Here is a 13,414-nt window from a genome sequence, read left to right on the forward strand (position 1 = left end):
CCCAGCGCGACGGTGAGCAGGCGGTCGGCGCTGCCCCAGCCGATTGCCTGGGCCGTCTACTTCGCGAACCGGGCACCCCTGAGCCGCTCCTGCTCCGGGCGGAACTCCCACGGGTCGATCTCGTGGGAGTCCTGAAAGATCGACGAGTACGCGACAACGGAAGAATGCCCGGTCATAGCGCTACTGCAAGGCTGAGCCAGCGACAGTGCTCCGCGCGAAACGCCATTCGTTTGACCTGCTCATGGTTGCGGTTTGAGAACAGGCCGGCCTCACAGGCCTGCCCGGGCAAGGAGCCAGTGCATGTATGCGGGTGGCAGGTTGGGATTACTAGCTGCCGCGGTCGCAACTGTTTCCGACGGATCGGCCACCAATTGTTTTAGGTCATGGGTCGGGAGCCGGGGATGGGTCGCGATCACACGGCGCACCGTGTAATCGGGATCGGAGGCCAGGCGGCGGACGAGTTCGACCGGCAGGTCGGGGTCGCGTGGGGCGAGCTGGCGCATTCTTGGTTCGGGATCGGTGGCTAGACGCTGAAGAACGTGAGCCGGGAGGGGGAAGTCATCGGCTGGGCGCCACCGGGTCTTCTTTTCTGGGCGGTAGCTGCGGTCGATGCGTTCGGCGGTGACGGGATCGATTCTGTGACGGGCGTGCAGGGCCATCGTCGTGCGGACGCTGCTCTCTTCATCGTCAAGTAGTCGGGCCACGGCCGGCGCCGGGAGGCAGTCGGACATCGCGGCGGAGGCGCGGAAACAGGCGTAGGGCGAGTCGATGTACGGCAAGGGGTCAGCAGTCACCCACGGCAGACGCAGTGTCCGAAGCTCCAGACGTGCTATTTCGCTCATGACCTGCCCTTCAAGCGCCTCGTCGTCCAGGACCTGGTGGTCGAGAGGCCAGCCCTTCGGGGGCACGTCGGACAAGATCCGGGAGTGGATGGCTGCGCGGGTTGACTCGGCGGTGTCCTGACGGGCGAAGATGTGAAGCGCGACCAGTGGGCTGGGATCGTCGGCAAGAGTGTCGCGCAGTGGGGGTGGCAGGTCGGGGTGCTTTGCGAGTTCCTCGCGCACACCTTCGTCCGGGTCGCCAGCAAGCCAACGGGCCGTGTCGGCAACCAGTGTGCAGTGGCGCACCGCGCCGGCGCGGGTGACCGGGTCGGTCAGTAGCGCCGGGAGCAGATCGGGAGGCGGGACCGGGTGGGGAAGCTGTCGATAGTAGGTCGCGCAGGCTGCCGCGCGCACCGCGTCATCGGGATCCGTCAGCAGGAGCCGACGCATCGTTTCCGGGGCCTGCGTCCACCATTGGGCAAGCGACGCCCGGACCTTCGGGTCGGGGTCAGCAGCCAGCCGGGCGCGCAGATCCGCCGGAACGTGATCGTTTTCGGCCAGCCATTGGCGCACCCGCGGGTCAGCGTCGCCGAGTAGCCGTTCGAACAACTCTCGCGGTGCGTCGTGCGCGCCGACCACTATGGCCGCGCGTATCGCCGGATCCGGGTGCTCGGTGAGCGTTATTCGGAAGGCATGGGGGAGGCTGTGGTTGAGTGCGAGCGAGTGCATGAGCCAGTGGTCGTCGGCGGCGATGATGTCGGCGACCATGTCGTCGGTCAGGTCCGGGCGCTTGGCAACGTTGCCGAAGCCTTTGCGGTAAGCGAAGAAGCGGCGGACGAGGGCGGGCGGTAGCGCGGGATTCTCGGAGAGTCCCGACATCACCTTGTCGAGGTGGATCGGCGGCGGTTCGGCGTCCGACACGACAAGCGACCCTTCTGGCGCGGCAAGCTGAACGCCGAGTCTCTCATGCGTGCTCGTCCGCGGTGGATGTTGTCGAGCGAGGGTTGGACGGCGCCATTAGGTTCGGCGCGTGACGACTCCCTGCAGGTGCTGAGCCCGTACAGCCACCGCCCGTCGGCCCAGAGGGTGTGTTGGTTATTCGCCCTCCACTCCGCGTCATACCCGGCGACTTCGTCCCTCCACACTGATGAGCAATAGAGAGGCACGAGACCATGCGCACCGCCGCTTCCCTTCTCGCTCTCGGCGTGGCTCTCGGCCTGGCGGCGTGCTCTGCACCCGACGACAGGCCGGAGGCACTGCCCGACGAGAGCGTCCCCGCCGCAACCTCTACACCGACGCCGGCTTTCGAAGATCCGGCTGCCGAAGCGGAAGCGTTGTATGCCGAGCACGGCGGAACCTACCTCGGTGAGGCCATCGTCGAAGAGGTCAGTCTCGGAGTGTGCGAGCAGATCGAGAGCGACTCGGTCGGCGTTGCCTTCCGTGACCTCGTCACCGTCGGCGGCTACTCGTCCGACGACGCCGCGATGGCCCTCCTCGTCGCGGCCTATGTGTACTGTCCCGAACACCTGCCCGCCGTCGAGAAGTGGGCAGAGCCGTTGCCAGAGTTCGGCGAGTAGGGGGCTGACCGTCCAGCTGGTGGGCGCACCGTTCTAGTCTCACCTAGCCGCGGGACCCCTCTGGCCTGCCGCTCTGCGTGCACGCCGCTAGAATCGGTGCTGATTCAGCAGGGTGTGCTTTCTCAGAGCGCAGCGGGTTGAGGAGCCCGAGCGAGGCAGTGACCTAGCGATCGACGACGAGATTTTCCCGCACATGGCAGTAAGCCAGCATGCGCGGACGTCACTCGTCCTTGCTGGCGAACACCTCCGCCTCGCGCTCGACGCCATCAAGGCCCGGCAGATCTATCCTTCTTCGCACTTCACTGTGCTGCGAGGAGCGCTCGTTGGCGAATCCCAAGCGGTGTGGGTACTGGCACCCGAAGACCGCGGTCAGCGTTGTGAGCGTGCGCTCACCGTCCTCGCGGAGATGTACGCCCAGATGGACAAGTACTACGGATTCCTCGCCACCACCCCACTCGACGCCACCGATCGCGCGGGTCTCGAAGATCAGCGGTCTTGGTTGAGTGAGCGCCAGTCTGGCGTCGCCGCGATACGAACTGGCAAGGCGGGCCTCATCCTCACTGACGTCATTGGCGCTGCGTCCGATCACGCCTTTGCGAACCGTGCGAGTCGTGAAGCCGTCCGACGGCTGTGGCGCGAGATGAGCGCTGATGCACATGTTCTGGGCTGGTCACTCTTCCAACGGTCGTCCTTCGGGCCACCTGACCGGCGTACCGGTATCGGCGAGGGGCACGCGTCAGGAAGTCTTGAGCATGTCGCCGAGCCTTTCTTAGCCTCGTACCGGCTGCTCAGGTGTGGGTGGTCGTTATTCGACCGCCGCTGCGAGGCGCCGACCATGCCACGAGCATCGATGGCTGCACCAACACTGTTCGATAGTCACCATGGCGAGGGGCCGGTTCCAGTAGGATTGCCCGAGACGACGAGGTTTGAGTAGAAGGTTGAAGTGGATGTACCTCGAACGGGTCACGCTCACCAACTTCCAGTGCTTCGGGCCCGACCCGCACACGATCACCTTCGACGAGCAACTGACTGCCTTGTTGGGAGTGAACGCTTCGGGCAAGACGGCGGCGCTCCAAGCGGTGCTCAGACTGTTCAGCGTGGTAGCCGACCAGCGAGAGATACGCGTAGAGGACTTCCATGTTCCCCACGACGAAACCGAACCGGCGGCGGTCCGAACCCTAAGAGTGGACGCGGTCTTCGCGTTTCCTGAACTCGACGCCGACACAACGGTAGACGCCGGAGATGGCAACGCCGGAGAAGATCAAGCCGATGCCGCCGCCACCGTGCCGGAGTTCTTTGCGCAGATGGCGGCGGATTCTGAGGGACAACTCAAACTGAGGATCGTCCTGGACGCGACCTGGACTGCGGATGGGTCGGCCAGTGGTCTGATCGAGGAGCAGCGTCGGATCGCCTACACCTTCGACGATGACTTTGAGGACCAGTGTGTTGACCTGAGGGCGTCGGACCGCAGTCGCATTCAGGCCGTGTACGTTCCGGCCACAAGAGACGGTGGTCGGCAGGTCAACTCGTTCCTCCGAGGGCGCTTGTGGCGGGCGAGCATGTGGTCGGAAGGCTTTCGTGACCACATCGCTGACGCTGCTGATGAACTATCCGTCAACTTCAAGACCGAGGCTGTCGTCGCCACTGTGACGGATGCGATCGCGTCACGCTGGCACGAGCTCCACCATCTGTCCACCGAGCAGAACCCGACCTTCGAGCCGATCACCCGGGACATGACCGTCCTGGTCAGCAATGCAGAGATGCTCTTCGAGCCGACTGCTACCGGCCGAACGCGTCGGGCCCAGGAACTCAGCGACGGTCAGCAGTCACTCCTGCACATCGCTCTGACCGCGGCCACGCTCGACCTTGAGTCAGAGATCGCCTCAGGCAAGCACGACGACAAGTTCGACATCACGGCAACCACCCTGCCGACACTGACACTCCTGGCGATCGAAGAGCCGGAGAACAACTTGTCGCCGTACTTTCTGTCCAGAGTCGTCGAGCAGCTCGTCGACGTCACCGGCTCGGGGCGGGCTCAGGCCCTGATCTCCAGTCACTCGGCCAGTGTGGTGTCTCGTATCCCACCGGACCGGGTTAGGCACTTCCGTATCGACGGTACGTCGAAATCGACCGCTGTCAGCCGGATCGTTTTGCCTGACGACGCAACCGACGCCGGCAAGTACATGCGTGAAGCGGTCCAAGCCCACCCCGAGCTGTACTTCGCACGCTTTGTCGTCCTGGGCGAGGGTGCATCTGAGGAACTGGTCATTCCCAAGCTCGCAGCGGCACGCGACCTGCACATTGACCAGTCCTTCGTCGCTGTCGTACCGCTCGGCGGACGTCACACAAACCACTTCTGGCGCCTGCTCAACCAGCTCGGCATCCCGCACGCGACGCTGCTGGACCTTGATTACGGCAGGGCCGGTGGCGGAGAAGGCCGCATCCGCGATGTGTGCAACCGGCTCCTCGAACTGGGAAATTCACCGTTCGACGGCACCGAAGGCGTCAGCGACTTCACCGGTGTCGACGACATCGAAGCGCTCAGTAGGGGCCAACTTGAGGCATGGCTTAACCACCTCGAGAAGTGGGACGTCTACTTCTCGACGCCGCTGGACCTAGACCTGCTATTGCTCTACCGCTACGAAGACGCTTACACCAGCCACCTCGAAGACGGCAAGACCGGGCCACGCAGCACGGGCGACCCGCGTGATTCGGTCCTCGGTGACCCCCAGGACCGACCTGAAGTCGACTTCTACGACAATGCGACCTGGACCAACTTTCTCCGCTGGTACCGCTATTTGTTCTTGTCTAACTCCAAACCGGGCACACATCTACGAGCGATGTCACATGTGTCAAAAGAGGAACTCGCCAAACTACCACCGCGACTCAGCCGCCTCATGGACCGCATCGAGAAGGCAGTGGCACCGTCATGATCCCGTCCCCTCAGGAGTGGCGACCGAACGGCATTCAGGACCTCGAACCGGCCGCGTGGGAGGCCCTGCGAGCCGGAACGGCCTCAGTAACGGCGGGCCCCGGTGCTGGGAAGTCAGAGTTCTTGGCGCAGCGGGCCGGCTACCTTCTCGAGACGGGTATCTGCCGCCCGCCGCAGCAGATCCTGGCTATCTCCTTTAAGCGTGCCGCTGCCACGAACTTGCGAGACCGTGTCAAACAACGCCTTCCCGAATACGCTCACCGGTTCACCTCGATGACCTTCGACGCCTTCACCAAGTCTATCGTGGACCGGTTCCGCGGACTGCTGCCGAGTGAATGGACACTGGGAGCCGGCTACAAGATCGCATTCTCGACTAAGAGAGAAGTCGAGGGCTTCCTTGCAGACGTCGCCGGTGGACTGGACCAGGAATCGGCGCAAGCCGTATACGCTCTCTCGGCGGACACGTTTCTCCCCAATGTCCTGGGCGCAACTGAACTCTCGGCGGTCCCCTCCGAACAGCCGGCTCCGACCTCAGCGAGCGAGTTCGCCGTTCAGGAGTGGTGGAACCGCAATTACCTGCACGCTGAAGCACCAGTGGTCGACTTCGTGATGTTGAACCGGCTTGCCGATCTGATCATTCGGACCAGCCCTCAACTACAACGAGCCCTGCGCGCCACCTATCCATTCGTCTTCGTCGATGAGTTCCAGGACACCACCTACGCCCAGTACTCGTTTCTCAAGACTGTCTTTGCTCACGAAGGAACGACCGTGACCGCCGTCGGCGACCGCAAGCAACGGATCATGGGCTGGGCCGGGGCGCTGGGCGACGCGTTCGCTCAGTTCGAGGCCGATTTCGCAGCCGAACCGTTTGCCTTTACCTCGAATTTCCGCTCCACCCAACAGCTGGTCGACCTCCAGCATCGCTTCGCGATCCGGCTCGACCCAGACTCCCCACCGCAACGCTCGCGAGTCGAGCCACCGGTTGGCGAGACCCCTGTTGCGGTCTGGTCGTTCCCTACTGCCGAGCGCGAAGCTGATGCCATCGCGGCATGGATCGCCACCGACATGGAGGGGACGGGCCGGCAGCCATCCGATTACGCATTGATCGCCAGGCAGAAGGTGGTCGAGCTGGAACCTGACCTGACCAGGGCACTGTCCGCTGCCGGCTTGCGGCTGCGCAATGATGATGCGCAGGTTGGCGACATCAGACTGCAGGACCTGCTTACCGATGACCTGGTGCGGCTTCTGCTGGGCATCCTCGCTCTAGCAGTCAACAGGGGCGGGCAGCCTCAGATCTGGCGTGAGGTCACCTCACTCTTGTCGCGCGTGTCCCCAGGAGCGAGCGTTAGGGAAGTGGGGACACAGGTCGAAGACGATCTCACCGACTACCTCCAGGACCTTCGCAGGTGGCTGGCCGCGACGCCCCTCGACGACAACTCGGGTATCGACCTCAGCGAGGAGATTGCGGCATCCCTGACCAACCAACTGACGGACTTCGTTCGTGTAGAGGCGGCGGGACACAAACGCCTGTTCGGGGACAGGCCCGAGGACCTCACGGTGACCCTTGAGGCGTTCCGGACTCGGCTTGCCCAGACACTTCTACGCGTTGATTCGTGGAGTGAGGTGGCCGGTGTCTTCTTCGATGAGGACGCGGTTCCTCTCTTAACCGTCCATCGGAGCAAGGGGCTGGAGTACCACACGGTGTTCTTCATTGGGCTCGACAGCGACCAATGGTGGGCACACGCACGGAACACCCTCGAGTCCACGATGACATTCTTCGTCGGAGTCTCCCGAGCAGCTGAACGCTTGATCTTCACCCAATGCGACCAACGAGGCGCACCGGCGCCGCTCGGAGAGCTCTATCAAGACCTACGGGACGCAGGAGTACCGCTAGTCCGTTTCGACTAGCCCAAAAGGGGCGCTGATGCGCGGAAAATCACAGCCGCACCACCCGGCATTGCCGGATCGGCTGTCTGGGCCAAGGAGGTACGGGCTTGGGCGTCAGCGCGGTAGTCCGTGCCGTGCCCGATGAGCGATGTTCACCCGGCCACCTCTCCCAGATTGGTAGCACGGCTGCGGCTGCGGTGAAACCGTTGCGCGATGACGCCTGAACGAGGGCTGGTCTCTGACAGAACTGAGCTGATCAGCGTCATCACGACCACAGTCGCTGTGCGGCCCCGATCCCAGCGGCCACTGTGGTCATGCAGACCACAGCTGTGTGGGTACCGCGAAGCCGCCGAAGACTCCGTGCCCCGTCTAAGGAGGGACGATGTCGTTTCTGGTTGACCGGCAGGACATCCTTGACTGGTCCGGAGAGGTGCGCGCTGGCTACGACCTCCCACGCCTCCTACGAAGTCTGATCTCGAACGACAACGGGTCGATCAGCCGGCTCGATATGCCGGCGAGCGAGGGCGCTCGCCTCCCGGGCTTCGACGGCGAAGTCGAAGCGTCGGAGCCGTCAACCCTAGTTCCCGCTGGACACTCGGTATGGGAACTAGGGGTGGAGGCTAGGCCGGCGTCCAAAGCGACGCGGGACTACAAGAAGCGGACCAAGGATCCCGGTTCAGTCGTGCCGGCCGAGACGACGTTCATCGTGGTGACATCCCGGTCATGGCCGCGGCGGGCCAGGTGGGCTGCTGAGAAGCGAGCGGAGGGCGTCTGGCAGGACGTCAGGGCGTATGACGTCGAGGATCTGTCAGCGGCGCTGGACCGCGACACTCCGTCTGCGATCCTGTTCCGCGATCTTGCCAACCGGCGCGGAAGCGGGGCGACGACTCTGGGGCACTGGTGGGGCAGCTACCGCAACATGTTCACCGTTCCGCTCGCGCCCGAGCTTGTGCTTGTTGGACGGACCAGCCAGAAGTCGCAACTTGAGGGTTGGTTGGCCGGCGACGACCGGACGATCGACGTGCGAGCTCAGAGCTTCGAAGATGGACAGGCATTCATCGCGTCTGTGCTTGACGACGCAACCGATCCAACGCCCAACATGGTTGTATGCGACGAGGTAGGGACTGCGCGCGACCTTCTTGCGCGGTCTCGTCAACCGCTCGTGCTTGTCACGACGATCGATCTGGCGGAACTGCCTCCCCTCGGGGTCCACCGTGCGATCAAGATCAACGCTTCCGGTCGGAGCGCTGTCGAGCTGCCGCGTCAGAGCACGCGTGAGCTCACGGAGCTGCTCAGGGCCGGAGGCGTCGAGCATCACGACGCTGATCGTTACGGCGCAGCAGCCCGCAGGAGCCTGTATCGCTACCGGCTCGTCTGCAACCGGGCGACGCATCCCCTGTGGGGTGAAGAGTTCCGAGACCGCCGGTTCAGGCAGCTTTGGCTGCTTGGTGGCTGGAAACGGGGCGACACTGAGCTTGAGGCCTTGCTGCATTCCGCTTTCGGGATGAGTGTCGATGACGCAGTAGAGCGGGTGAGTCGCGACGTGAATTCGGCTGACCCGATCTTCTCGCACGTGGGAGACGTGTGGCGTGCTACCGCACCGCTTGACTCCGCGCGCTACTTCGTCGAGCGCTCGGACCTCGTGCCCGGTGATCTCGATGCATTCCGCCCCTTGGCGCTATCGGTGCTTGGCGAACTCGACCCGGCGCTGGAACTCCCGGCGGGGGAGCGGTGGCTCGCGCAGATCAAGAGGAAGACACGCCGCTATGGCGGCCGGATTCGCAGGAGCGTGGCGACGACGCTCACCGTCCTAGCGTCCGAGTGCGGAGCGGCGCCGTTGCGTGACGGCCTCACCATCCAGACCTGGACCGACCAGCTGGTTCGAGAGCTGCTCGAGGGCTGGGACGACGTGCCGTCCAGGTGGGCATCGCTTCACGACGTGCTGACGCTCCTCGTCGAGGCCGCCCCGGGCATCGTCCTCGACCGCATACGTCGGGACTTGCTCGGAAGCCGCGAGAACCTTCAATCCCTGTCCACGCCGGAGCAGTCACCGTTCAACTTCGGCGGATCATCCCACCTGACAGCGATCCTGTGGTCACTTCAATCGCTCATGTGGTCGCCCGAGCATTGCGAGCGCGCGCTGGACACAGCACGCGATCTGGCACGGGGAAGCGACGAGGGCAGGAACAGCCCGACTGCGATCGGGATCTTCCGGGATGCGCTGTTGCCGGCCATACCGCAGTGCGTGCTTGGCACGTCCGGGCGAGTCGCCGTGATCGAGCGATGCGTCCGCGACGCGCCTGACGTGGCTGAGCGGATCATTGCGAAGACCATTACCGAGACGCACACCTTCGCCACCATCCATCAAACGCACTTCCGCCCCTGGACCGAGGACAAGCAGCGAGTAACGTGGGCGGACATCTTCGAGGTCTACACGGCGATGATCAGTGGAGCGATCACGCTGGCGGACCAGTATCCGGACCTTTGGGTCACGCTGGTCGATGCCGCCGACAACGTCGGCGCCCGCGGGTTCGACCAGATCATCGCGGCGCTGGCGGCATTGCCTGTGGGCCACGCCAAAGGAACGCCGGTCTGGCAGGCGGTGCAGAACCAACTTCGGAGGCACCGGAAGTTCCGGGACGCAGACTGGGCACTGCCCGACGCCTACCTTGAGCGGCTGGAGGCAGCTGTTGAGCACTTGAGGCCGGCACTTGCGCGAGAGCGCGAGGAGTGGCTCTTCGGTGACAACAGATTCGATCTTGGCCTCGCCTCGGACGACATCCGCGGGGAAGACTCGCTGCTCGTGCGGATGCAGTCTTCGGCCGTGCATGAGATTCACGCGGAGGAAGGGTTTGAAGGGCTCTTTGAGCTGGCACGAGCTCACCCGCACGGTGCATGGGGGATCGGCGCCGCCCTCGCACGAGGCGACCAGGTGCTCGATCCGGCCATGATTGCGGAGTTGCTGAAGTCGGAGGAACCGGGATTTGGCAACCTCGCCCGCGGCTACCTCGTCAACTCCGCCCTGGAGGGCAAGACAGATGTTCTCGAGCTGGCTGAGTCATCGTCCGATGACCCCCGAGTGCAGGCGCGGTTGCTCTTAACGCACCCCGACCCGGCGCAGGCATGGGACTGCGCCGAACGTCTGGGGAAGCCGGTGGCGGAGGCGTTCTGGGCCGAGTACGGGGTCTTTGGCCACGGAGCGGACTCTCCTCACGCCGCAACGGCAATCCGGAAGCTGTTGGACCATGGGCGGGTCGCGACGGCGCTCGACGCGATTACGCTCTACCGCGAGGCGATTCCGGCCGACCGCCGCACAGCGTTCATTCTTGAGGGTCTACTGCAACTCGTCAGACAGCCGCCCTCGGAGAGGGCTGGTCTGCCGTCGATGCATGAGACAAGGGAGTTCATTGCAATCGTTCGGAGGGACCCGTCCGTCGATCGTGCAATTGTCTGTCAACTGGAGTGGGCGTTCTTTCCCTTGCTTGAGTTTGACGGCAACGAACCCCTGGCAATCGAGGTTGCGGCCTCGACGTCGGCCGAAGACTTCGTGCACCTAGTCAACCTTGCTTACAGGCCAAAGTCGGTCGCGAAGGAAGACCACGTCTTCGACAAGGAACAGGCAGACGTTGCGTTCCGCATCCTTCACCGAATGCGTTATGCACCTGGACTCGATGGAGAGGCGGTCGACACCGCGGCACTCGCGACCTGGATCGCGGATGTGGGGTCGTTGGCGACGGCGTCGGATCGCTTCGAGACCGCCATGCATGCAGTTGGTGCCGTCCTAGGTCGGTATAGGACGGGCGAAGGCGAGCCCTACCCACATCCGGCCATCGCTACTGCACTGGAGGAGTCCGTCGGCGAGGAGATGCTCATCGGGTTCAGCACCTCTGTCTTCAACGGGCGCGGTGTGACCTGGCGCGGACACGGTGGACAGCAGGAATATGACCTAGCCGAGAAGTACGAGGCGATCAGTCGCGAACTGCGCGATGTGGCGCCCCGCACGAGTGAGACGTTCGGCCAGCTTGCGCGCGGATACCGCAGGGACGGTGCCCGTGAGGACGAGCGCGAGCGGAGAATCGAGGATGGCGTCGACCCCTGGTAGCAGGGTCGACGACGGCCGAAAGTGGGATGCGCCGGTTCTCGGAGGAGTCGGATGAAGTAGCAGATTTGATCTCGTGCCGTCTTGCCGCTAGACCGCAGAGCGGTGACCAGGAGGGCGCCAACAGGCCCAGCCTGTCCGTCGCTGCGGTACTCGAGTGGCAGCGGCCTCCAGCACGAGGCCCGCCAACTGGGACTGCTGTACGGATAGGTGACGGCGGACGCGTGGGGCCGATTGTCGTCCCTGGTGTCCCACTGGCTGGGGCAGGTCAGTCGGTGGAAACCTCCCCCTCGATGAGGTCCATCTGCGTCTGCGTCACGAACGGCACCGTGGACTCGGTGGGCGTCGTGACGCTCAAATACACGTCGTCGGGGTCTTCGACCGCGAAGGTCTCGATCCAAGTCGCGCTGCGGCCTGCAGGAACGAACGCCGGGGACTCCTGGTCGCCCTCGGAATTGGACAGGTACTCGCCCTCGGACTCGCCGGAGAAGGCGGTGTAGCCCATCGAGCCGGTCGCTGCCTCGGTATTCAGAGTGTTTTCCACGGTGACCTCCACCGTGATGCCCTTCAGGTCGGGATCGACGGTGCCCTCCCACTCGGGGAATAGGTTCTTGGGCTCTGGCTCATCCACCGTGACGATGATGCCGTAGGTGTCCACGCTCTGGCCGAACAGCGCCGCTAGGGACGGGTCCTTCGCGAAGTTGAGTGGCTTGTCCGAGTCTGTCTCGGCGGTCTCCTTGGACTCGGCCGCCGGGACGTCCTCGGCCGGTGCCTCCGAGTCGACCTCGGCTGGCTCTGACGCTCCGGCCGACGCGGATGTTTCGGATGCTGCGCTCTTGGCGTCATCCCCTGTGGACCTGCTGCAAGCCCCGAGGGCACCGACCAGAACCAGGGACGCGACCGCGAGCGCGACGCGTCGATTCCGTTGCCCGTGCTTCAGCCGCTTCATGAACCCATCGTGAACCGGGCTGTGGCACGGCGCGAACGGGGGCGGAGCAGGCGGCCGACGAGGTCGATCCGGAGGTCTGAGGGCACCTCAGATGGGGCTGATGCACCGACAGGTGGCACCGGATGTGTGGATCGGCGTGTCGTCGATGCGGTGGTGGGGGACAGACGACTCGGTTGGGTAGACCCGAGCGTTGTCGGTGTACCGCGTGCTTCGGTCCCGGTCGCTGGCGACGTGGCGGGCTCTGGCCTGCGGTTCCGCGTGTGCGACGCTAGGATCAGTGACGATCCAGCAGGGTGTGCTTTCCATTGGGCGCTGAGGCGCCCGAGTTCCGGTCGGACGTGCTCGAGACGCTGCGCCAGCCGCTGGAGCTCGGCGAGCTCGTGCTGCACCGCACCGGCGGCGCGGCGCGCTACCCCGCGCGGTTCCAGCTCGTCCTCGCCGCCAACCCCTGCCCGTGCGGCATGGCGGTCGGGAAGGGGCTGGAGTGCAGCTGCTCGCCGACCGTCCGCCGCCGGTACCTCGCGCGGTTGTCCGGACCGCTCCTCGACCGGGTCGACGTGCAGGTCGAGGTCGAGCGCGTCGAGCGGGTCGATCGCTTCGAGGGCACCTCCGAGTCGACGGCCGACGTGGCGGCCCGGGTGCTGGCAGCACGCGAGGCCGCGCGCGGTCGGCTGACCGACACGCCCTGGTCGACGAACGCCGAGATGCCCGGTCGCTTCCTGCGTGAGCTGCTGCGGCCCCGCCGGTCGCTGTTCGGGCCCATCGAGAGGGCGATGACGGCGGGCACGCTCAGCCTGCGCGGCGTCGACCGCGTGCTGCGCATGGCCTGGACCGTCGCGGACCTCGCGGGCCGTGACGCGCCGACCAAGGGCGACGTGGGCAACGCCCTCCTCCTGCGCACGCGAGGCGACCATGGGTGAGCCGCTCGTCGACCTGCCGCCGTCGGGCCTCGGGTTCGACGCCGCGGACCCGCTGCTCGCGCGCGCCGCCTGGAGCCGGCTCACCGAGCCCGGTGACCCCGTGGCCGGCGCCCTCGTGGGCAGCCTCGGGGCGGTGGACGCCCTGCGCTGGCTGCTCGACGCGGCCCGCGCCCCGCGCCAGGCGGAGACGACGCTGCACCGGATCGCGGGCGGGCGGCCGCTGGCGGTC

At 65.0% G+C, this 13,414-nt stretch carries 8 protein-coding genes and 1 pseudogene; 6 read left to right on the forward strand and 3 right to left on the reverse strand.

Translation table 11 applies throughout. The features are described from left to right. Positions 1-269: 269 nt before the first annotated feature. Entirely contained in the window at positions 270-1,742 is a 1,473-nt protein-coding gene (locus tag HLB15_RS09150) for a hypothetical protein (RefSeq protein ID WP_171104987.1), read from the reverse strand. A gap of 251 nt (positions 1,743-1,993) precedes the next feature. Here HLB15_RS09150 and HLB15_RS09155 point away from each other — a divergent pair, with 251 nt between their 5' ends. Beyond that, positions 1,994-2,398 (forward strand): hypothetical protein, encoded by a 405-nt coding sequence (locus tag HLB15_RS09155; RefSeq protein ID WP_171104988.1) that lies wholly within the window; start codon positions 1,994-1,996, stop codon positions 2,396-2,398. A gap of 220 nt (positions 2,399-2,618) precedes the next feature. On the opposite strand, the gene HLB15_RS09160 is transcribed toward HLB15_RS09155, so the two are convergent. Continuing rightward, positions 2,619-2,987: a hypothetical protein gene (locus tag HLB15_RS09160; RefSeq protein WP_171104989.1), complete on the reverse strand. Its 369-nt coding sequence runs from the start codon at positions 2,985-2,987 to the stop codon at positions 2,619-2,621. A 358-nt stretch (positions 2,988-3,345) separates the two neighbouring features. On the opposite strand from HLB15_RS09160, the gene HLB15_RS09165 reads away from it, so the two are divergent. The 3 genes from HLB15_RS09165 to HLB15_RS09175 all read left to right on the forward strand — a co-directional run bounded on the left by HLB15_RS09165 (position 3,346) and on the right by HLB15_RS09175 (position 11,319). Continuing rightward, the gene (locus HLB15_RS09165) at positions 3,346-5,331 is read left to right on the forward strand and encodes an ATP-dependent nuclease (RefSeq protein WP_171104990.1); all 1,986 of its coding nucleotides are present in this window, start codon (positions 3,346-3,348) and stop codon (positions 5,329-5,331) included. Next, positions 5,328-7,238 (forward strand): UvrD-helicase domain-containing protein, encoded by a 1,911-nt coding sequence (locus HLB15_RS09170; protein WP_171104991.1) that lies wholly within the window; start codon positions 5,328-5,330, stop codon positions 7,236-7,238. Before HLB15_RS09165 ends, HLB15_RS09170 begins: the two co-directional genes overlap by 4 nt. A gap of 361 nt (positions 7,239-7,599) precedes the next feature. Beyond that, positions 7,600-11,319 carry a hypothetical protein gene (locus tag HLB15_RS09175; protein WP_171104992.1) on the forward strand — a complete coding sequence of 1,240 codons (3,720 nt, stop codon included), beginning with the start codon at positions 7,600-7,602 and terminating at the stop codon, positions 11,317-11,319. A 265-nt stretch (positions 11,320-11,584) separates the two neighbouring features. On the opposite strand, the gene HLB15_RS09180 is transcribed toward HLB15_RS09175, so the two are convergent. Next, positions 11,585-12,265, reverse strand: coding sequence for a hypothetical protein (locus HLB15_RS09180; RefSeq protein ID WP_171104993.1), 681 nt, complete (start codon positions 12,263-12,265; stop codon positions 11,585-11,587). A gap of 293 nt (positions 12,266-12,558) precedes the next feature. Between HLB15_RS09180 and HLB15_RS09185 the strand changes: the two genes are divergently transcribed. Both HLB15_RS09185 and HLB15_RS09190 read left to right on the forward strand, forming a co-directional pair. Further along, entirely contained in the window at positions 12,559-13,185 is a 627-nt protein-coding gene (locus HLB15_RS09185) for an ATP-binding protein (RefSeq protein WP_311979565.1), read from the forward strand. Continuing rightward, positions 13,178-13,414 (forward strand): annotated as a pseudogene (locus HLB15_RS09190) (DNA-processing protein DprA); the annotation flags it as partial. The gene HLB15_RS09185 and the pseudogene HLB15_RS09190, both read left to right, overlap by 8 nt.

Origin of the sequence: Promicromonospora citrea (assembly GCF_013004695.1) — a bacterium.
GTDB lineage: Bacteria > Actinomycetota > Actinomycetes > Actinomycetales > Cellulomonadaceae > Promicromonospora > Promicromonospora citrea.

Bases quoted from the DNA above. Each gene is read 5' to 3' on its own strand.
- HLB15_RS09155 (WP_171104988.1), top strand. From the start codon at position 1,994: ATGCGCACCGCCGCTTCCCTTCTCGCTCTCGGCGTGGCTCTCGGCCTG.
- HLB15_RS09165 (WP_171104990.1), top strand. From the start codon at position 3,346: ATGTACCTCGAACGGGTCACGCTCACCAACTTCCAGTGCTTCGGGCCC.
- HLB15_RS09170 (WP_171104991.1), top strand. From the start codon at position 5,328: ATGATCCCGTCCCCTCAGGAGTGGCGACCGAACGGCATTCAGGACCTC.
- HLB15_RS09175 (WP_171104992.1), top strand. From the start codon at position 7,600: ATGTCGTTTCTGGTTGACCGGCAGGACATCCTTGACTGGTCCGGAGAG.
- HLB15_RS09180 (WP_171104993.1), bottom strand. From the start codon at position 12,265: ATGAAGCGGCTGAAGCACGGGCAACGGAATCGACGCGTCGCGCTCGCG.